The 17,890-nt window shown below is 29.4% G+C and carries 21 protein-coding genes; 9 read left to right on the top strand and 12 right to left on the bottom strand.

Going from position 1 to position 17,890, the window contains the following annotated elements; translation table 11 throughout:
• Positions 1-291 precede the first annotated feature (291 nt).
• From L0U77_RS06055 to L0U77_RS06040, 4 genes are all read left to right on the top strand, one after another.
• Entirely contained in the window at positions 292-483 is a 192-nt protein-coding gene (locus L0U77_RS06055; RefSeq protein ID WP_101916868.1) for a cold-shock protein, read from the top strand.
• A gap of 244 nt (positions 484-727) precedes the next feature.
• On the top strand, positions 728-919 hold the full coding sequence (locus L0U77_RS06050; protein WP_233884331.1) for a cold-shock protein: 192 nt from the start codon (positions 728-730) through the stop codon (positions 917-919).
• Positions 920-1,171: 252 nt separating this feature from the next.
• Positions 1,172-1,363 carry a cold-shock protein gene (locus tag L0U77_RS06045; protein WP_101916869.1) on the top strand — a complete coding sequence of 64 codons (192 nt, stop codon included), beginning with the start codon at positions 1,172-1,174 and terminating at the stop codon, positions 1,361-1,363.
• A gap of 89 nt (positions 1,364-1,452) precedes the next feature.
• Positions 1,453-1,653, top strand: coding sequence for a YwbE family protein (locus L0U77_RS06040; RefSeq protein WP_101916870.1), 201 nt, complete (start codon positions 1,453-1,455; stop codon positions 1,651-1,653).
• Positions 1,654-1,674: 21 nt separating this feature from the next.
• Here the strand turns inward: L0U77_RS06040 and L0U77_RS06035 are convergent, their stop codons facing one another.
• The 4 genes from L0U77_RS06035 to mtaB are packed head-to-tail and all read right to left on the bottom strand — an operon-like array spanning position 1,675 to position 4,862.
• Positions 1,675-1,878, bottom strand: coding sequence for a hypothetical protein (locus L0U77_RS06035; protein ID WP_233884328.1), 204 nt, complete (start codon positions 1,876-1,878; stop codon positions 1,675-1,677).
• 1 nt (position 1,879) lies between these two features.
• The gene (locus L0U77_RS06030) at positions 1,880-2,782 is read right to left on the bottom strand and encodes a lytic transglycosylase domain-containing protein (protein ID WP_233900890.1); all 903 of its coding nucleotides are present in this window, start codon (positions 2,780-2,782) and stop codon (positions 1,880-1,882) included.
• Between the two features lie 56 nt (positions 2,783-2,838).
• Positions 2,839-3,498 (bottom strand): alpha/beta hydrolase family protein, encoded by a 660-nt coding sequence (locus tag L0U77_RS06025; protein WP_233900889.1) that lies wholly within the window; start codon positions 3,496-3,498, stop codon positions 2,839-2,841.
• A 44-nt stretch (positions 3,499-3,542) separates the two neighbouring features.
• Positions 3,543-4,862, bottom strand: a complete 1,320-nt coding sequence (gene mtaB, locus L0U77_RS06020; RefSeq protein ID WP_233897793.1) for a tRNA (N(6)-L-threonylcarbamoyladenosine(37)-C(2))-methylthiotransferase MtaB — start codon at positions 4,860-4,862, stop codon at positions 3,543-3,545.
• Between the two features lie 152 nt (positions 4,863-5,014).
• Here mtaB and L0U77_RS06015 point away from each other — a divergent pair, with 152 nt between their 5' ends.
• Positions 5,015-5,527 (top strand): PaaI family thioesterase, encoded by a 513-nt coding sequence (locus L0U77_RS06015; protein ID WP_233897792.1) that lies wholly within the window; start codon positions 5,015-5,017, stop codon positions 5,525-5,527.
• A complete protein-coding gene (locus L0U77_RS06010) occupies positions 5,490-7,118 on the top strand; it encodes an ABC transporter substrate-binding protein (RefSeq protein ID WP_394801653.1) in 1,629 nt (542 codons plus the stop codon). The genes L0U77_RS06015 and L0U77_RS06010 overlap by 38 nt, the downstream gene beginning before the upstream one ends.
• A gap of 24 nt (positions 7,119-7,142) precedes the next feature.
• Here L0U77_RS06010 and L0U77_RS06005 read toward each other — a convergent pair whose 3' ends face one another.
• From L0U77_RS06005 to L0U77_RS05975, 7 genes are all read right to left on the bottom strand, one after another.
• Positions 7,143-8,156 (bottom strand): endonuclease/exonuclease/phosphatase family protein, encoded by a 1,014-nt coding sequence (locus L0U77_RS06005; RefSeq protein ID WP_233897790.1) that lies wholly within the window; start codon positions 8,154-8,156, stop codon positions 7,143-7,145.
• Between the two features lie 70 nt (positions 8,157-8,226).
• The gene (locus tag L0U77_RS06000; RefSeq protein ID WP_233897789.1) at positions 8,227-9,150 is read right to left on the bottom strand and encodes a rhomboid family intramembrane serine protease; all 924 of its coding nucleotides are present in this window, start codon (positions 9,148-9,150) and stop codon (positions 8,227-8,229) included.
• A 33-nt stretch (positions 9,151-9,183) separates the two neighbouring features.
• Positions 9,184-9,909 (bottom strand): rhomboid family intramembrane serine protease, encoded by a 726-nt coding sequence (locus L0U77_RS05995; protein ID WP_233897788.1) that lies wholly within the window; start codon positions 9,907-9,909, stop codon positions 9,184-9,186.
• Positions 9,910-9,918: 9 nt separating this feature from the next.
• Positions 9,919-11,823: a DNA mismatch repair endonuclease MutL gene (mutL, locus tag L0U77_RS05990; RefSeq protein WP_101916876.1), complete on the bottom strand. Its 1,905-nt coding sequence runs from the start codon at positions 11,821-11,823 to the stop codon at positions 9,919-9,921.
• Positions 11,823-12,107 (bottom strand): riboflavin synthase subunit beta, encoded by a 285-nt coding sequence (locus tag L0U77_RS05985; RefSeq protein WP_101916877.1) that lies wholly within the window; start codon positions 12,105-12,107, stop codon positions 11,823-11,825. Before L0U77_RS05985 ends, mutL begins: the two co-directional genes overlap by 1 nt.
• 287 nt (positions 12,108-12,394) lie before the next feature.
• Positions 12,395-12,901: a 6,7-dimethyl-8-ribityllumazine synthase gene (gene ribH / locus L0U77_RS05980; RefSeq protein WP_233860919.1), complete on the bottom strand. Its 507-nt coding sequence runs from the start codon at positions 12,899-12,901 to the stop codon at positions 12,395-12,397.
• Complete coding sequence (locus L0U77_RS05975; RefSeq protein WP_101916879.1) at positions 12,901-13,683, bottom strand: tetratricopeptide repeat protein; 783 nt, start codon at positions 13,681-13,683, stop codon at positions 12,901-12,903. Before L0U77_RS05975 ends, ribH begins: the two co-directional genes overlap by 1 nt.
• A 113-nt stretch (positions 13,684-13,796) precedes the next feature.
• Here L0U77_RS05975 and recF point away from each other — a divergent pair, with 113 nt between their 5' ends.
• Together recF and L0U77_RS05965 are read left to right on the top strand one after the other, a co-directional pair.
• The gene (gene recF, locus L0U77_RS05970; protein WP_101917049.1) at positions 13,797-14,876 is read left to right on the top strand and encodes a DNA replication/repair protein RecF; all 1,080 of its coding nucleotides are present in this window, start codon (positions 13,797-13,799) and stop codon (positions 14,874-14,876) included.
• Positions 14,877-14,894: 18 nt separating this feature from the next.
• The gene (locus L0U77_RS05965) at positions 14,895-15,191 is read left to right on the top strand and encodes a DciA family protein (protein WP_101916880.1); all 297 of its coding nucleotides are present in this window, start codon (positions 14,895-14,897) and stop codon (positions 15,189-15,191) included.
• 55 nt (positions 15,192-15,246) lie between these two features.
• On the opposite strand, the gene L0U77_RS05960 is transcribed toward L0U77_RS05965, so the two are convergent.
• The gene (locus L0U77_RS05960; RefSeq protein ID WP_233900888.1) at positions 15,247-16,905 is read right to left on the bottom strand and encodes a M1 family metallopeptidase; all 1,659 of its coding nucleotides are present in this window, start codon (positions 16,903-16,905) and stop codon (positions 15,247-15,249) included.
• A 116-nt stretch (positions 16,906-17,021) separates the two neighbouring features.
• Here L0U77_RS05960 and L0U77_RS05955 point away from each other — a divergent pair, with 116 nt between their 5' ends.
• A complete protein-coding gene (locus L0U77_RS05955) occupies positions 17,022-17,822 on the top strand; it encodes an SDR family oxidoreductase (protein ID WP_233900887.1) in 801 nt (266 codons plus the stop codon).
• The last annotated feature ends 68 nt before the right edge of the window (positions 17,823-17,890 follow it).

Raw genomic sequence — 17,890 nt, 5'->3', positions numbered from 1 at the left:
AAATATACACTTTTAAATTGATTATTTTATAACTTAATAGCTTAATTTTCGCTAAATTAGTGTTTTTTATTGAAACAGAATGGAAGTAATTGTTTGTTTTTATCATTTATTTTTAAATAAATATGAAACTTTTTAAGTTAATATACTGTTAAGCTATTAAATTAGAGTAGTGTCTTTTAATTTTGATAAAAAAATATAATTTTATTTTGTTATTAAAAATAATTATTTTATATTTGTGTCATACAAAAATCGTTGCAATCAATTAAGTAAGCAACATATTAATTATTTATTATGAGTAGAGGTACCGTAAAATTCTTTAACGAATCAAAAGGATTTGGATTTATTACAGAAGAAGGATCAAACAAAGAACACTTTGTACATGTTTCAGGATTAATCGATGAAATTCGTGAGAATGACGAAGTTGAATTCGAATTACAAGAAGGAAGAAAAGGATTAAACGCTGTAGACGTAAGAGTATTATAATATATATTTTACCAGAGTAAACTTTTTAAAAAAAAAAGCCTATCATTTATTTGATAGGCTTTTTTATTTTATAGCGATTTTTGATACCCTAAAAAAAATCAGTAGAAAAATCAGTAGAAAAATCAGTAGAAAAATAAATAATAAATAAAAAAGAAATTTAGCCTTAGTTTAAAAATATGGCATTACATTTGTATAACAATTAGCGTTGCTATCAATTAAGTAAGCAACATATATTTTTTATATTATGAGTAGAGGTACCGTAAAATTCTTCAACGAGTCAAAAGGATTTGGATTTATTACAGAAGAAGGATCAAACAAAGAACATTTTGTACATGTTTCAGGATTAATCGATGAAATTCGTGAGAATGACGAAGTTGAATTCGAATTACAAGAAGGAAAAAAAGGATTAAACGCTGTAGACGTAAGAGTATTATAATATATATTTTACCAGAGTAAACTTTTTAAAAAAAGCCTATCATTTATTTGATAGGCTTTTTTGTTGTTTTACTTTACACTAAAGTTTTCTGATGACATAAATAAAGATAGATTTTTAAAAGAAACCGAAAAATTATAATCAAAAAAATACAATTTTTTACTAATTTTAGATTGATTTGTAAATTTTGGCATTACATTTGCAATTCAATTAACGTTGCTATCAATTAAGTAAGCAACATATATTTTTTATATTATGAGTAGAGGTATCGTAAAATTCTTCAACGAATCAAAAGGATTTGGATTTATTACAGAAGAAGGATCAAACAAAGAACATTTTGTACACGTTTCAGGATTAATCGATGAAATTCGTGAGAATGACGAAGTTGAATTCGAATTACAAGAAGGAAAAAAAGGATTAAACGCTGTTGACGTAAGAGTATTATAATATATATTTTACCAGAGTAAACTTTTTAAAGAAGCCTATCAATTTATTTTGATAGGTTTTCTTATTTTAAAAACAAAACTAATTTTCAAATGAAAGACGGAACGAACAGAAAAGATATTACAATAGGCGCATCTGTTGAAATAGTACAGAAAAATCACCAAAGAACAGGAGAATTAACAGCGGGAATTGTGAGTCGATTATTAACCAATTCAGCAAATCATCCTCATGGAATAAAAGTACAATTAACTTCAGGAATTGTAGGAAGAGTACAAAAAATAACAGCAAATTAGTTAAACTAATTTGCTGTTGTATTATTGTTTTCTAATTTTTTTGATTCCATCAACTAAAAATAAACTAGCAAATAATACTTTTACAAGTAAGTATATATATTTACTTTGAGTAGTAATTCCCAAAAAGACCCTATATAGTTCTTTATCTTGAACAAATTGATAAATTGATTCGACTAAAATTAAAACTCCGATTATAATATATATAAATGGTAATGCTTTTTTCATTTTAGTTAAGAGGTATTTTTATGGTGTATGTTTTTCTACTTTTATTATTAAGTTTTGTATCTCGCAACCAAGGGTTCATTATTTTTAAATCTTTATAAGTAACTCCATGTTTTTTAGCAAAATCAGTAATATTTGTTATAGAGGTATCTACTTGAACTTCATAAGTATCTGGGTAGGTATATAAATCTTCCTGATCGTACATAAAACCATATTTCTTAGGATTTGAAAGCACTTCTTTTAGGGCTAAAATTCTAAAAACATAACGTCCTGTTTCTGTATTTAATAGTAAGTCGTAATAATTATCAACCTTTTGTTGACGTAATCGTTGTGAAATTCGACCATTTCCAGCATTATAAGCGGCGGCGGCAAGCGTCCAAGAACCTAAATTTTTCTTAGCTCTTTTTAAATATTCGGCAGCAACTCTTGTTGATTTTTCTAAATTATAACGTTCATCAACATTTCTGTTTACTTCTAAGCCATATTCACGACCAGTTGCGGGCATAAAATGCCAATATCCAGCAGCTCCTTTTGATGAAGGAATATTAATTAACGCACTTTCGGCAACGCATAAATATTTAAAATCATCAGGAATACCATATTTTTTTAACAAAGGTTCGATAATTGGAAAAAATTTATTCGCACGTTTTATCAACAATAATCCGTTGGATTGCCAATAGGTATTTACTAATAATTCACGATCCATACGTTCTTTAATATCTGATTTTTCTAAAGGAACAATTTCACCTGCAAGTTCCATGTAATCAGGAGCTTTTACGGCTCTAATTTCATAATGTTCGGAAACGTTTTTTATGGTAGGTTCTTTTGATTTACTAATAATATTTGTAAATAAAACAGTTACAAAAACAATGGTTATCAGCGATAATAATCGGATGTATTTATTCATTTTTTCAATTTTTTTAGATGAATTAGTGGTTTTTTCTTTTAATTCTAACAAGTTAACTATTTAAAACATTCTTTTTCCAAAATTTTAGAAATAGTTTTTGCTTTATTTAAAATCATGATATGCGTTCCTTTTTCAATTTTAATATAATTTTGAATATGTTTTGCAGGGAAAACTTCATCATCAGTTCCGTGTATATGAATTATATTTGATAAAGATTCACTTTGTTGCCAATGCAATACATTATAAATCGACCATTGCAAATAATTTTCATCTCTTTTTGATAGATATATTTTATATAATTCTGCTCTTTTCTTTAGATAATCATTAAAAAAGTAGCGTTCATAGTTTTCGATATTTGCAATAATTTTTGATGGAAAAAGTTTATAAACGCCCGTTATAAAGGCTAATTTCAAACGTTTTGGAAGTTCTTTATTATTTTTGATACTCGATATTAAAATTACTTTTTGGCAATTAATAATTTTACTCATTTCCTGCACCATAATTCCACCAAAAGAAACCCCAATTAAAATTGGTTTTTCATGATGAATATTTTCACACATTCTTCTGGCATATGCTTCGATGCTTTCATCAATAGAAATGGGCAATAACCATTCTAGAAAATGAAGTTCAAATTTTTCTTTTGATAAATTTATGTATTCAAATATTTTGGTATTTGCTCCTAAACCAGGCACAAAATAGAGGTGTTTTTTTTCCATCAATAGTAAATATTTATATTTTTTTTATCAAAATTTATTAAATTTTAGTCATCAAAATCAAAACGAACTAAACCATCTTCATCAATTTTAGTTAAGGTAACGGTATGTAAAGTATTGACCAATTCAGGATTCCAAGGTGTTTTAACTTTTACATAATTCTGTGTAAAACCATGAATATAGCCTTCTTTATTTTCACTTTCGAACAATGCGGTTAGCGTATTTCCTAATTGTGATTCATAAAAAGCCCTACGTTTTTTAACTGATAAACCTCGTAACATTTTACTTCGTTTTGCACGTACATTTTTAGGAACAATTCCAGTCATATCAACCGCTTCTGTGTTTGGTCTTTCAGAATAAGTAAAAACGTGTAAATACGAAATATCCATTTCGTTTAAATAATTGTAAGTTTCTAAAAATAATTCGTCTGTTTCTCCAGGAAAACCAACAATAACATCTACGCCAATACAGGCATTTGGCATTACTTCTTTAATTTTTTGCGTTCTATTGGTGTAGGTTTGCGTTAAATAACGACGCTTCATTTTTTTCAATAATTCGTCATTACCAGATTGCAGTGGAATGTGAAAATGAGGCACAAAAGTTTTCGATTTAGCGACAAAATCAATCGTTTCATCTTTTAATAAATTTGGTTCAATTGATGAAATTCGCAAACGTTTAATTCCTTCAACCTTGTCTAATTCTTTGACTAATTCTAAAAAAGTATGTTCGTGTTTTTTGTTTCCAAATTCACCTTTTCCATAATCGCCGATATTAACACCCGTTAAAACGATTTCTTTAATTCCTTTTTCTGATATTTCTTTGGCATTTTTCAATACATTTTCCAAGGTATCTGACCTAGAAATACCACGAGCCAACGGAATTGTGCAATACGTACATTTATAATCACAACCATCTTGCACCTTTAAAAATGCACGAGTACGATCGCCAATAGAATACGCACCAACATACGAATCGGCTTCTTCAATTTCACAGGAATGCACTTTACCGATATCATTTTTGGTTAAATCGTTGATATAACTGGTAACGTTAAATTTTTCAGTTGCTCCTAAAACCAAATCCACGCCGTTTACATTGGCTAATTCTTCTGGTTTTAATTGGGCATAACAACCAACGCCAATTATAAAAGCATCTTCATTTTGTTTTAGCGCATTTTTTACAATCGATTTAAAACGTTTATCGGCATTATCGGTTACCGAACAGGTATTTATTACATATATTTGGGCTTTTTCATCAAAATCGACCCGTTCAAAACCTTCGTTTACAAAGTTTCGAGCAATTGTTGAGGTTTCAGAAAAATTTAATTTACATCCTAAAGTATAAAAAGCTACTTTTTTATCTGCGTTCATTCTTGTACATTTATCAATTGCAAAATTACAATTTTATTCATGATTTTTTAGCGTTTAATTATCTTGAAAAAAGGTATAAACAGACAAGTAAAGAAAAAATAAAAGAACAAGTTTGCAATAGATTTAAAACACATCAATTTAAAAAAGGTAAAATGTACGCAACACTATCAAAAATATTAGGCACTTTTTTTAAACAAGGCACTATTTTTAAGTATGGATTTAATTTTTCGCCGATGTATCGCCGATCCACAGGTAAAATTATGGTTGTTTCTGATGATTTATTAACCGTAAAAATTAAAATTCCGATTAGTTATAAAAACAAAAATTATGTCGGTACTATTTTCGGAGGAAGTTTATTTTCGGCAACCGATCCTATTTTTATGATTCAATTAATGTATATTTTAGGAGAAGATTATGTTGTTTGGGATAAAAATGCTACAATTAAGTTTAAAAGACCTGCTCGAGAAAATTCATATGTCGATTTTATTTTTACAGATATTGAAATCCTTCAGATAAAAAAACAGGTTCTTGAAAAGAAGGAAATTGATTTGGTTAAAGAAATTAAAATTATCAATAAAGATGCTTCTGTTGTTTATGCAGAAGTTTTAAAAACCATATATATTGCAGATAAATCGTATTATAAAAACAAAAGAAAACAGCGTTAAATTAATTTTTTTATCGCTTATTTTTATCAGTATATATTCTTGTAGCGAGCAAAAAAGTAAATTTACTGATGCGCAAGTTTTTCGATATAATGAACACGCAAATATTAGTTCTTTAGATCCTGCTTTTGCCAAAGATCAGCGGAATATTTGGGCGGTTAATCAATTATTTAATGGCTTGGTTCAATTAGATGATAGTTTACATATTCAGCCTGATATTGCCAAAAAATGGGCGATTTCACAAGATGGAAAAACCTATCAATTTATCCTAAGAAATGATGTTAAATTTCATAAGCATTTGTTATTTGGAAAAGATTCAACAAGACTTGTAACCGCTGATGATTTTGAATATTCATTTGAGCGATTATTGTCAAAAAAAGTAGCATCTCCAGGAGGTTGGGTGCTTCAAAATGTGAAAAATTTCAAAGCTGAAAATGATTCCGTTTTTACCATCAATTTAAAACAAGCTTTTCCGCCTTTTTTAGGATTATTGGCAATGAAATATTGTTCGGTAGTTCCAAAAGAAGCCGTTGATTATTTTGGAAATTCATTTAGAGCAAATCCGATAGGAACAGGCGCTTTTCAATTTAAATTATGGGTAGAAAACACCAAATTAGTGTTGCGTAAAAATCCGTTGTATTTTGAAAAAGATTCAAAAGGAACTAAATTACCGCATTTAGAAGCCGTTGCCATTACTTTTTTACCTGATAAACAAAGCGAATATCTGCAATTTATCCAAGGAAATATTGATTTTATGAAAAGTTTAGATGCATCTTATAAAGATGATATTTTAAATATTGATGGAACTTTAAAAGCCAAGCATCTTGATAAAATTAGAATGCAAACAGGTGCGTATTTAAACACAGAATATTTAGGGATTTATTTAGATGAAAATTTAAAGAATCCAACGCAACACTTGTTGATACGACAAGCCATTAATTATGGGTTTGACCGTGAAAAAATGATTAAATTTTTACGAAACGGAATAGGAACACCCGCCACAAGTGGATTTATCCCTAAAGGTTTGCCTTCATTTAATAATCAAAAAGGATATTCGTATCAACCTGAAAAAGCACGTGCTTTGATGGCGAAATATCGCGAAGAAACAGGCGATGAAAATCCGAAAATTACCATTACAACCAACGCCAATTATTTAGATTTATGTGAATTTATACAGCGTGAATTACAGAATATTGGTTTACAAACAACAGTTGAGGTAATTCCGCCATCTGCTTTACGACAAGCAAAATCAAGTGGAAAATTAGCTGTTTTTAGAGCTAGTTGGATTGCTGATTATCCTGATGCAGAAAATTATTTGTCATTATTTTATAGCAAAAATTTTATTCCTAATGGACCTAATTATACGCACTTTAAAAATCAAAAATTTGATGCTTTATATGAAAAATCAATAAAAGAAATTAATACGGAAAAACGATATCAATTATATCAAAAAATGGATAGTATACTCATTAAACAAGCACCAATTATTCCGTTATATTATGATGAAGTAATTCGTTTTAGTCAAAAAAACATACATAATTTAGGCATCAATCCGATAGATTTATTGAATTTAAAACGAGTTAAAAAAAGCTGAAAAATCATTCAAACTGACAATAATTTACCAATGTAAACGCGTCATAATCGGGTAGTGATCGGATAATTTAATATCATTAAATGTTTTATATTGATTAATCGTCGCCATAGTATCGGTTAGCATAAAATCAATTCGCATCGGATAAATATATCTAAAAGATTTCCCCAAACCAATACCAGCGGTTAAAAAAGCATCTTTTTTATCTTTCGATAATTGTCGATATACCCAAGAATAGGAGGTATTATTAAAATCGCCACACATAATTTTCTTCTTTTTCCATGAATATTCGTGTTGCAAAATAAGTTCTGTTTGCGATACTTGTTTTTCAAAACCATTGGCTAAACGTTTAAATAATCGTTCGGAATCTTTCTCGCCAAAATATTCTTTTTCAGGATTTATTTTTAGTGATTCTAAATGTACATTATATACTCGAATTGTATCTTGATTTTTAACAATATCGACAAAAATAGTATTGTTCGCACTGTTTTTAAAATTTAAAGAACCTTTGTTGACAATAGGATATCTCGAATAGATAGCAAGCCCGAATTTACTAGCTTTAGATTTGGTTTTAATGTATTTATACGGCAGTTTTATATCTAATAAATCAGAGTGATAAAACTCTTGCATGGCAATAACATCGGGGTTTTGATTGTTTATAAATTCATATATTTTTTGTTCGGTAGTTACTTCGCTTAAATGTTTATAATAATTAAATAAATGCACGTTATAACTCATTATTTTTAAATCATTTGTTAAAACGGTTTCTTTATTTGAAAATTTGACAAGTGGTGGAGATGTAAACCAACCGATTAGCAAAATAAACAAAGAAAGTAAGCTATTTTTATGAAGTTTTAACAACCAGTATATAAAAAATCCAATATTTATAATGATTAATAATGGCACAAATAAGCTAAAAACAGCAACAGCTGGAAGTATTTGAGGTGATATAAAGGCCAAAACGTAGGAAAATAACAATACTGTTGCAAAAACTGAATTGACAAAAAATAGTAATTTATGTATAATTGAATACTTTTTCATTTCCGATTTGTCTTTAAATTTAATTTTTTATAAGCGTATTATATAAAATTTATGAATGTTTTTACTATTTTTAACGTTGTTTGAATAGAAAATCTTTTTCAGCTTTGGTTAGAGTATCGTAGCCTGTTTTACTTATTTTGTCTAAAATTGCGTCAATTTCTTGTTGATTTACAGATTTTTCACTCTTTTTAAGAGTAGTTTTTGTGCTTTTTTTTCCTGATTTATAAACCGTTTTTAATGGTTGCTCTCTTTTATTTTTCTCTTTTCTATTATTTCTATTATTTTGAAAAAAAGTAGTTACTATTTTTTTAAACGGATTCAAAATTTCTAATTCTTTATTGCTGGCTTTTAACACATATAAAAAACCAAATAATGCACCGCCGATATGTGCTAAATGTCCGCCAGCATTTCCTGCTGGTATTTGGAGAACATCGAAAGCTACCCAAATACACGCTAATTTCCATAATTTCACAAAACCAATTAACGGAAATTTTAATTCGTAATTAGGCATATATGTGGCAATTCCTATGAAAATAGCCGAAATTCCTGCTGATGCGCCTAATAAAATACTGGTATCGGCAACTTTTTGTAAGGCAGGAAAAAAATGATAACTCGCCATGAAAATAATCCCTCCAAAAACAGTTCCTAAAAGATAAAAATTCAGCAATTGTTTCGACGTAAAATATTGCTTAAATAAATGTCCGATATAAAATAAGGCAATTAAATTTGATAAAATATGAATAAATCCAGTATGTAAAAATCCGTAGGTAATAATTGTCCAAGGTTTTGATAAAAAATCATCAAAACTAGCAGGCAAAGCAAACCATTTTACTAAAAAATTAGTGTTCGATTCAAATAAAAAACTAAAAGTATTGCTGATAAAAACCAATAAAAATACCGCAAGATTTATATAGATAAGTTGCTCTACAATTCCAGCATTTTTAAATCGATATTTTAAATTTTCAAAATTATTTAACGTATTAAATGTATTCATTCAATATTTTTTTACAAGATACAAGATACTAAATTAAAGTGTTTTAAATTGATTTTTTTTCCAATACCAAGCAATTATAAAACCAATAATTGCACCTCCAATGTGAGCAAAATGTGCAATATTTCCGATAGAATATTTGGTAACTCCAAAGAATACATCACTAGCAATCATGATAGGAATAAAATATTTTGCGGCAATCGGAACAGGGAAAAATATCAAGGCTAATTTAGCATCAGGAAATAGCAATCCGAAGGCAACTAAAATACCGTAAACAGCTCCAGAAGCTCCAACAGCAGGCGTGTGGTACAAACTGTAAAACTCGCTCATCGTTTGGTTGGAAAGTGTAATTAGACTCTCATTATATTGTCCTGTATTTAATAAATTTTTGATGTCAATCGCTGAAATTCCTTGTTCAATTAATTGCTCATAAATTCCGTTAAACTGATAATAATTAACAAGCGTATAAATTAATCCAGCACCAATACCCGCCGAAAAATAAAAGAAAATAAACTTATTTTTCCCCCACATTTGTTCTAACGGCGTACCAAATGCCCACAAAGCATACATATTGAAAAGTAAGTGCATCGTGCTTCCGTGCATAAAAATATGCGTAACATATTGCCAAATTCCAAAGTTTTCATTTTCAGGGTAATGTAATGCGAAAATATTGGTTACATCTAAATTTAAAAGCTGTGGTGCAAAATACATAATCACATTAATGATTATCAAATGCTTAATAGCGTCCGTTATTTTTGGCATATTTATTTATTATTTATTAAAAATAGTATCAATTTCGTTTAATGTTAATGTTTTAAACGTGGGTTTTCCAAAAGGTGAAATAGTTGGTTCTTTACAGCAAAATAAATCATCAACTAAACTTTCTTGCTCTTTATTATTTAGCACCGTTCCTGTTTTGATAGCCAATGATTTCGCAAAAGATTTCGCCATTACATCAAAATGACTAAAACTAGCATCGGGTACTTCTAGTTTAATATCATCTAATAATTCCTCTAAAATTAAAGTGATTTGACTCTCACTAATTGATGTCGGAATCCCACGGATGATAACGCTTTCTTTGGTAAATTCATCGAACATAAAACCAGCACTTTCTAAGTCTGATTTTATGGTGTAAATCATTCCGATATCGGGTTTTGAAAACGAGATATTTACAGGAAATAATAATTGCTGACTACTGGCTTCTTTAACGGTAATATTTTCTAAAAATTCTTCGTATAAAATACGCTGATGTGCCAACGATTGATTAATTAAAACTACGCCAGATTTAATAGAACTTAACAAGTATTTCTTCTGAATTTGAAAAGTTTTCCCTGTTTCTGTTTCTTGATGTATTTCAAAAAGTTGAGATTGTGTCGTATTTTCGATATCCTCTAACGATTGATTATCAATATATAAAGCTTCCCAATCACTGGTATCTTTCTTAAAATTAGATTGATATGTTATCGAATTTGAATTATTAGAATCACTCAATTTACTACTATTTTTAGAATCGTTTGAATAGTCTAAAACTTCCGATTTCGGTTGATAACTTGGCGATGATTTGAATGGATTAAAATTCGGATCTACCGTAATTGGTGGAACAGCTGTTGATTTCGAATGATTTTTATTATAATCATACGGAGTATCCAAACTGGCATCCCTGGTAAAATCGAGCGTAGGGGCAACATTATATTGTCCTAAACTATGTTTAATCGTAGCTCGTAAAATGGCGTATAAAACTTTTTCATTATCGAATTTAACCTCTGTTTTTGTCGGATGTATATTGATGTCAATACTATTTGGAGGCACTTCTAAATATAGAAAATAAGAAGGATGCGCACCATTTTCGAGCAATCCTTCAAAGGCATTTACCACGGCATGATTTAAATACGAACTTTTAATAAAGCGATTGTTTACAAAAAAGTATTGTTCGCCTCTTTTTTTCTTAGCAAATTTGGGTTTTGTTATAAAACCTTTGATAGAAATGATATCGGTTTGTTCAGAAATTGGCACTAATCGTTCATTCATTTTGTTTCCAAAAATAGCGACAATTCGTTTGCGTAAATTGCTTTTTTTCAGATGATAAACCTCTGTTGTATTATGGTGTAATGAAAATGAAATATCAGGATGTACTAACGCAATTCGTTGAAATTCTTCTATAATATGACGAGTTTCAATCGTTTCTGATTTTAAAAAATTTCGACGTGCAGGAATATTATAAAATAGGTTTTTAACAGATATGCTTGTACCTTTTGGAGTTATAATATTTTCTTGATTTACAATAGTGCTTCCTTCAATTTTTATGAAAGAACCTATTTCTTGATGTTCTTGTTTTGTTTTGAGTTCGACATGCGCAATCGCAGCGATAGAGGCTAAAGCTTCGCCACGAAATCCTTTAGTATGTAAATTAAATAAGTCTTGTGCGTTTTTAATTTTTGAAGTTGCATGCCGTTGAAAACTTAAATGAGCATCGTTGGCAGTCATTCCTTTACCGTCATCAATTACTTGAATTAATGTTTTTCCAGCGTCTTTTATTAGGAGTTTAACAGCAGTAGCACCCGCATCAATAGCGTTTTCAATTAATTCTTTAACGACTGATGCAGGGCGTTGTACTACTTCACCCGCAGCAATTTGGTTCGCAACATGATCGGGTAATAATTGTATAATATCAGACATTAGTTATTTTTAGATAAAAAGATGGAAAGGTCGAAATCGATAAAAAATAAGAATAAAACTAAAAAAAATGCCACTAAAATTAGAATCGTACTGTTAAAACCACCATTTTCAGAATTTTTAAATTCATCAATAGCATCTGTAAATTTACCTTTTATGCCTTTTGATTTTCCAACGGTTGTACGAAATTCATCAAATTTATGTTTTACTTGATACGGATTTCCGTCCCCTTTGTAGTAAGTAGGCTTGTAGTTAAATTTTTTATTTTCTTTTTTAATAAATCCCATAGCACATTGCTTCTTTTTGAATACTGTAATACTTTTGAAGTGTAACAAAAATTACACCAAATTAAGACGAAATTCAAAGTTACTCAATTATCAATTAATCGTCAAAAATTAAGGATAAATTAACGTTAAAAAAGAGCCAAAATGTACTACATTCTGACTCTTTTTCCTTTATTTTTTGTTTAAATAAGATTTCTTATCAGTCGTTTTTTTGTAAAACGTTGAATTGAATGAATCGCTAAAAAAAAGCTAAAAATTCACTAAAAATAGTTTAAAATATCTTGATATAATTAAAAACCTAAAGAACTTATTGGTTTATCGATGTTTTTAAGTGCTGCCATTTTAATCGCTGCAATAGCACATTCAATACCTTTGTTTCCTAGTTTTCCTCCAGAACGGTCTAAAGATTGTTGCTTTGTATTATCGGTTAAAACACAGAATATCACAGGAACATCATATTTAATGTTTAAATCGACAATACCTTGTGTAACACCTTCACAAACAAAATCAAAATGTTTTGTTTCTCCTTGAATTACGTTTCCAATAGCAATAATTGCATCTACTTTTTGAGATTCAATCATTTTTTTACATCCGTAAACAAGTTCAAAACTTCCTGGAACATCCCAAGAAGTGATGTTATTTTCTTGAGCTCCACAATCTAAAAAAGCATCAATCGCTCCTTTGTGTAAGTTTCCTGTAATTTCAGGATTCCACTCTGAAACAACAATCCCAAATCGAAAAGATTTCGCATTTGGGATCGTTGCTTTATCATAATAAGATAAATTTGTTGTTGCCATTATTGCGCGTATTTTGCACTATTGATATATTTTTCAATATCCTTACCTTGATCGGTACTAGCGTATTTTTCTTTAATTTTTGTATATAATTTTTCAGCAGTTTTATATTCTTTTAAAGTCATGGCAGTTTGTGCCGCTTTAAATAAGAATAAAGGCGCTGTAAAGTCATTACTTTTCTTTTTAGCTGCTTTTTGATAATAAGCTAAGGCATCTTCTGGTTGATTAATATCAGCAAAAGCATCGCCAATTGCTCCTAAAGCAGTTGCTCCTAATAATTCATCTTCGGAATCAAAATCACTTAAATACGAAATCGCTTCTTGATATTTTTTAATTTTTAAATATGAAATACCTGCATAATAATTTGCTAAATTTCCTGCTTTTGTACCGCTAAATTTATCAGCAATATCGGTAAAACCATATTTTCCATCACCACCATTTAATCCGATGTTATATAAAGAATCTGCTGCAACACCAGCTGATTTCTCTGCTTTGTCAAAGAATGTTCTTGGATATGCTAACTCATTCGAAGCTTCCTTTTGATTTGGTTCTGAAATGAATGAAGTATAGGCTAAATATCCTAAAATTAAAGCCGCGATTGTTATCAATCCATAAAATAAAGATTTGCTATTTTTCTCAATCCATTGCTCTGATTTATTTGCCGTATCATCTAAAGTATTAAATACTTCAGCCGTGGTACTTTGCGATTCATCAAAGTTCTCTTCAACTTCTTCTACAATCTTTTCTTTTTTAGGTTTGTATCCTCTTTTTTTGTATGTAGCCATAATTGCTTAAAAATTTGTGGAACAAAAATAGCTTTTTAAATTGGATTTTAAAAATTGATTTTTTCGCTAAAAAAAACATAATTTGCAGGTTCTTTTTTGAAACAATTTTCAGTATGTATTTGCAAAAATTATCATTGGTAAACTTTAAGAATATTGAAACGCAATCGTTTGATTTTCAGCAGAAAATAAACTGTTTTGTGGGCGATAATGGCGTTGGAAAAACCAATGTGTTAGATGCTATTTATTATTTGTCGTTTGCAAAAAGTTACTTTAATTCGGTTGCTGGACAAAATATTCGTCATGGGCAAGATTTTTTTATGATTGAAGGAACCTATCAATTAGGCGATAGAAATGAGAAAATTTTATGTTCTTTAAAAAGAGGTCAGAAAAAAATATTAAAAAGAAACGATAAAGCTTACGAAAAATTCTCGGAACATATCGGGCAATTGCCGTTGGTTATTATTTCGCCTGCCGATAGAAATTTAATTGTAGAAGGCAGTGAAACCCGCCGAAAATTTATAGATGGCGTTATTTCTCAACAAGATAAAAAATACTTACAAAGTTTAATTTCGTATAATAAAATTATCAGTCAGCGAAATGCGTTGTTAAAATATTTTGTTGCAAACAGAATATTTGATGCCTTAAATTTAAAAGTATATGATGCGCAATTAATCGAATTAGGAATGATTATTTATCAAAAGAGAAAAGACTTTTTAGAAGAATTTGTACCGATTTTTAATGAAAAACATCAAATAATTTCAGGAGCAAAAGAAAAAGTGAATTTACGCTATAAAAGTCAATTACATGAAACTTCTTTAGCCGATTTATTAACGCAAAGTTTATCGAAAGATAGAATGTTACAATATACGTCATCGGGGATTCATAAAGATGATTTGAATTTTGAAATTGGCGAATATCCTATTAAAAAATTTGGATCGCAAGGACAACAAAAATCGTATTTAATCGCTTTGAAATTAGCACAATTCGAATTTATTAAAAAACAATCAAACGTAACGCCGATTTTATTATTAGATGATATTTTTGATAAATTAGACGAAAATCGAGTCGCACAAATTGTCGCTTTGGTAAATAATGACGCTTTTGGACAAATTTTTATAACTGATACACATTTTGACAGAACCGAAAATGTACTTAAAAATAGTAATCAAGAATATCAAATTTTTAATTTATAATATAAATTTTAAAAAAGTATGGCAAAACGAGAAAATGATAGTTTTTCAATTAAAGATTTATTAGGAAGTTATATTAAAGAAGGAAATTTAAACAAAGGTTTTCAGAAAATTCACATTCACGAAGCTTGGGAAAAGTTAATGGGCGCTGGAGTTGCGTCTTATACTAGTGAAGTGAAACTACAAAACGGAACGTTAATTGTTCGTTTGACATCGTCTGTTTTAAGAGAGGAATTAAATTATGGAAAAGAGAAAATAATCCGAATGATAAACGAAGAAATTGGCGAAAATTTAATCAAAAAAATAATGTTGGTGTAATCCCACGATTTGTAGAGACGCGATGCATCGCGTCTCTACGTAACCTATATTGGGTTTATTTTATGTTTTTAATATCTATATAAAAATTTTCATCCACCGTAATTTTAGCCGCTATTTTATCCGAAGAAACTATTGTTTTTTGCCAATTTTTAGTAGGATTTAATTGTTGAGTTTTTTTATCAACCAAAATATTTATAGGCATATTAAAACCTTCAATAACATTCTTCCATCGATATGAAATTTCATTGTTTTTAACTTTATATTCAAAAATAGGAATTTTAATGGTTCGTAAATACTGATCAAAAATACAAGATAAATCTAAGCCTGATTGTGCTATTAAATAATTTTCAACCTGTTTGGTTGTTACTGTTTTATGATAAAAAACCGAATTCAAACCACGTAAAATTTGTCGCCATTTTTCATCATTATTAAGCAAGGTTCTAATGGTATGCAACATATTTGCACCTTTATAATACATATCGCCAGAACCTTCGCTGTTTACATCATATTGTCCAATAATTGGAATATCATTTTTGATGTTTTTTCGAGTTCCTATAATATATTCTTTGGATGCTTTTCTACCGTAGTAATAGTCTAAAAATAAGCTTTCAGAATAGGCGGTGAAACTTTCATGAATCCACATATCTGCAATATCTTTATTGGTAATATTATTGGCAAACCATTCATGTCCCGATTCGTGAATAATAATAAAATCGAATTGTAAACCCCAGCCAGTTCCTGATAAATCACGTCCTAAATATCCGTTTTCAAAATTATTTCCATACGTAACCGAACTTTGATGTTCCATACCTAAATAAGGCGCTTCTACGAGTTTGTATCCATCTTTATAAAAAGGATATTTCCCAAACCAATGTTCGAAAGCTTTCATCATTTTAGGAGCTTCTTTAAACTGCTTTTTTGCTTTTGATAAATTATCTTGTAACACATAATAATCCATATTTAAAATACCCGCTTCACCGTTATATTTTTCAGAAAAATGTACATAATTACCAATATTTATATTGACGCCATAATTATTAATCGGATTATCGACAAACCAATGATAGGTTTTTGTACCGTCATTATGTTGCTCGATATTGCGTAATTTTCCGTTAGAAATATCCATCAAATTTTTAGGAACACGCACGCTAATTGCCATGCTATCCACTTCATCATACATATGATCTTTGTTTGGCCACCAAACACTTGCACCTAATCCTTGGCAAGAAGTGGCAACAAAATGATTCCCATTCTTATCTTTTTTCCAGGTAAAACCACCATCCCAAGGTGCATTTTTTGCAACTTTTGGGTGTCCTTTATAATAAATATCCAAAGAATTAACAGCGCCTATTTTTTGAGTTTCTTTCAAATGAATAAAATGTGCATTTCCTTGATGAGTTACTTTTAATTCTCTGCCATTTTGAACAACTTTCGTGATTTTTAAAGGCGCTTGTAAATCAATTTGTAATACATTATGTGGTTTTAAAACGGTGTATTGTACCGTGTTTTTTCCTTGGATAAATTTTTTATCAGGATTCACAGCAATATCTAAATGATAATACATCAAGTTCCACCAAACTCTTTCGGGTGTTATTGTTCCTCGCAAACTGTCTTGATGTGTGAAGTTTTTACTATGTTCAAACAGCGATGTTTGTGCGAATATAGTATTACTGATTATCAGAAAAAAAGCGCTTATAATTATTTTTTTATTCATTATAAAGTTGTTATTAAATAAGGATTACAAATATAAGTGTTTAATTTTTTTGTTTACCAGAATGAATTATGGCTAATTATAGCGAACTTTTCTGATATTTGTATAAAATTTAATAAATGTCAAAAGTCGTATTAATAACAGGCGCATCTTCAGGAATCGGAAAAGCGGTTGCTACTTATTTGCATCATAAAAAGTATATCGTTTACGGAACAAGCAGAAATCCCGAAGGTTTAAAATTACCTTATAAAATGGTGGCTTTAGATGTTACAAAACCAGTAACAATACAAGAAGCTATTCAAAGTATTCTTCAAAAAGAAGGTAGAATAGATGTGTTAATAAACAATGCAGGAAAAGGAATAACAGGGTCGATTGAAGATACGCCAACCGATGAAATGCGTGCGAATTTTAACACGAATTTCTTTGGCACTATTGATGTTATCAAGGCTGTTTTGCCACAAATGCGCCAACAAAAATCGGGTGTTGTTATTAATTTAACATCCATCGCAGGTTATATGGGATTGCCTTTTAGGGGGATTTATTCGGCAAGTAAAGGTGCTTTAGAACTCGTTACAGAAGCCATTAGTATGGAGGTGAAAAGTTTTGGAATTAAGGTAATAAATGTAGCACCTGGTGATTTTGCCACCAATATTGCCGCAGGAAGATATCATACGCCAGTATATGAAAAATCGGCTTATAAAGAAAAATATGCCGAAAATTTAGCTTTAATGGACGGGCATGTGTCATCAGGAATGAATCCTGAAATAATGGCAAAGGCATTGCATGAAATTATAGAACATAAAAATCCTAAAATACATTACAAAATAGGTGGTTTTATGGAAAAATTCTCCATCGTTCTAAAACGAATACTACCTGATAAAATGTATCAAAAACTATTAATGAATCATTATAAATTATAGCTAAATTATAAATAAATTGTAAATTTGTAAGCAATATTCTGTAAAGTCAAAAAATCGCTTTTAATTAA

This window comes from Tenacibaculum piscium, assembly GCF_021390715.1.
Lineage (GTDB): Bacteria > Bacteroidota > Bacteroidia > Flavobacteriales > Flavobacteriaceae > Polaribacter > Polaribacter piscius.
This window is presented reverse-complemented; position numbering and strand designations above follow the sequence as displayed.

Bases quoted from the DNA above. Each gene is read 5' to 3' on its own strand.
- L0U77_RS06055 (WP_101916868.1), top strand. From the start codon at position 292: ATGAGTAGAGGTACCGTAAAATTCTTTAACGAATCAAAAGGATTTGGA.
- L0U77_RS06050 (WP_233884331.1), top strand. From the start codon at position 728: ATGAGTAGAGGTACCGTAAAATTCTTCAACGAGTCAAAAGGATTTGGA.
- L0U77_RS06045 (WP_101916869.1), top strand. From the start codon at position 1,172: ATGAGTAGAGGTATCGTAAAATTCTTCAACGAATCAAAAGGATTTGGA.
- L0U77_RS06040 (WP_101916870.1), top strand. From the start codon at position 1,453: ATGAAAGACGGAACGAACAGAAAAGATATTACAATAGGCGCATCTGTT.
- L0U77_RS06035 (WP_233884328.1), bottom strand. From the start codon at position 1,878: ATGAAAAAAGCATTACCATTTATATATATTATAATCGGAGTTTTAATT.
- L0U77_RS06030 (WP_233900890.1), bottom strand. From the start codon at position 2,782: ATGAATAAATACATCCGATTATTATCGCTGATAACCATTGTTTTTGTA.
- L0U77_RS06025 (WP_233900889.1), bottom strand. From the start codon at position 3,498: ATGGAAAAAAAACACCTCTATTTTGTGCCTGGTTTAGGAGCAAATACC.
- mtaB (WP_233897793.1), bottom strand. From the start codon at position 4,862: ATGAACGCAGATAAAAAAGTAGCTTTTTATACTTTAGGATGTAAATTA.
- L0U77_RS06015 (WP_233897792.1), top strand. From the start codon at position 5,015: ATGTACGCAACACTATCAAAAATATTAGGCACTTTTTTTAAACAAGGC.
- L0U77_RS06005 (WP_233897790.1), bottom strand. From the start codon at position 8,156: ATGAAAAAGTATTCAATTATACATAAATTACTATTTTTTGTCAATTCA.
- L0U77_RS06000 (WP_233897789.1), bottom strand. From the start codon at position 9,150: ATGAATACATTTAATACGTTAAATAATTTTGAAAATTTAAAATATCGA.
- L0U77_RS05995 (WP_233897788.1), bottom strand. From the start codon at position 9,909: ATGCCAAAAATAACGGACGCTATTAAGCATTTGATAATCATTAATGTG.
- mutL (WP_101916876.1), bottom strand. From the start codon at position 11,823: ATGTCTGATATTATACAATTATTACCCGATCATGTTGCGAACCAAATT.
- L0U77_RS05985 (WP_101916877.1), bottom strand. From the start codon at position 12,107: ATGGGATTTATTAAAAAAGAAAATAAAAAATTTAACTACAAGCCTACT.
- ribH (WP_233860919.1), bottom strand. From the start codon at position 12,901: ATGGCAACAACAAATTTATCTTATTATGATAAAGCAACGATCCCAAAT.
- L0U77_RS05975 (WP_101916879.1), bottom strand. From the start codon at position 13,683: ATGGCTACATACAAAAAAAGAGGATACAAACCTAAAAAAGAAAAGATT.
- recF (WP_101917049.1), top strand. From the start codon at position 13,797: ATGTATTTGCAAAAATTATCATTGGTAAACTTTAAGAATATTGAAACG.
- L0U77_RS05965 (WP_101916880.1), top strand. From the start codon at position 14,895: ATGGCAAAACGAGAAAATGATAGTTTTTCAATTAAAGATTTATTAGGA.
- L0U77_RS05960 (WP_233900888.1), bottom strand. From the start codon at position 16,905: ATGAATAAAAAAATAATTATAAGCGCTTTTTTTCTGATAATCAGTAAT.
- L0U77_RS05955 (WP_233900887.1), top strand. From the start codon at position 17,022: ATGTCAAAAGTCGTATTAATAACAGGCGCATCTTCAGGAATCGGAAAA.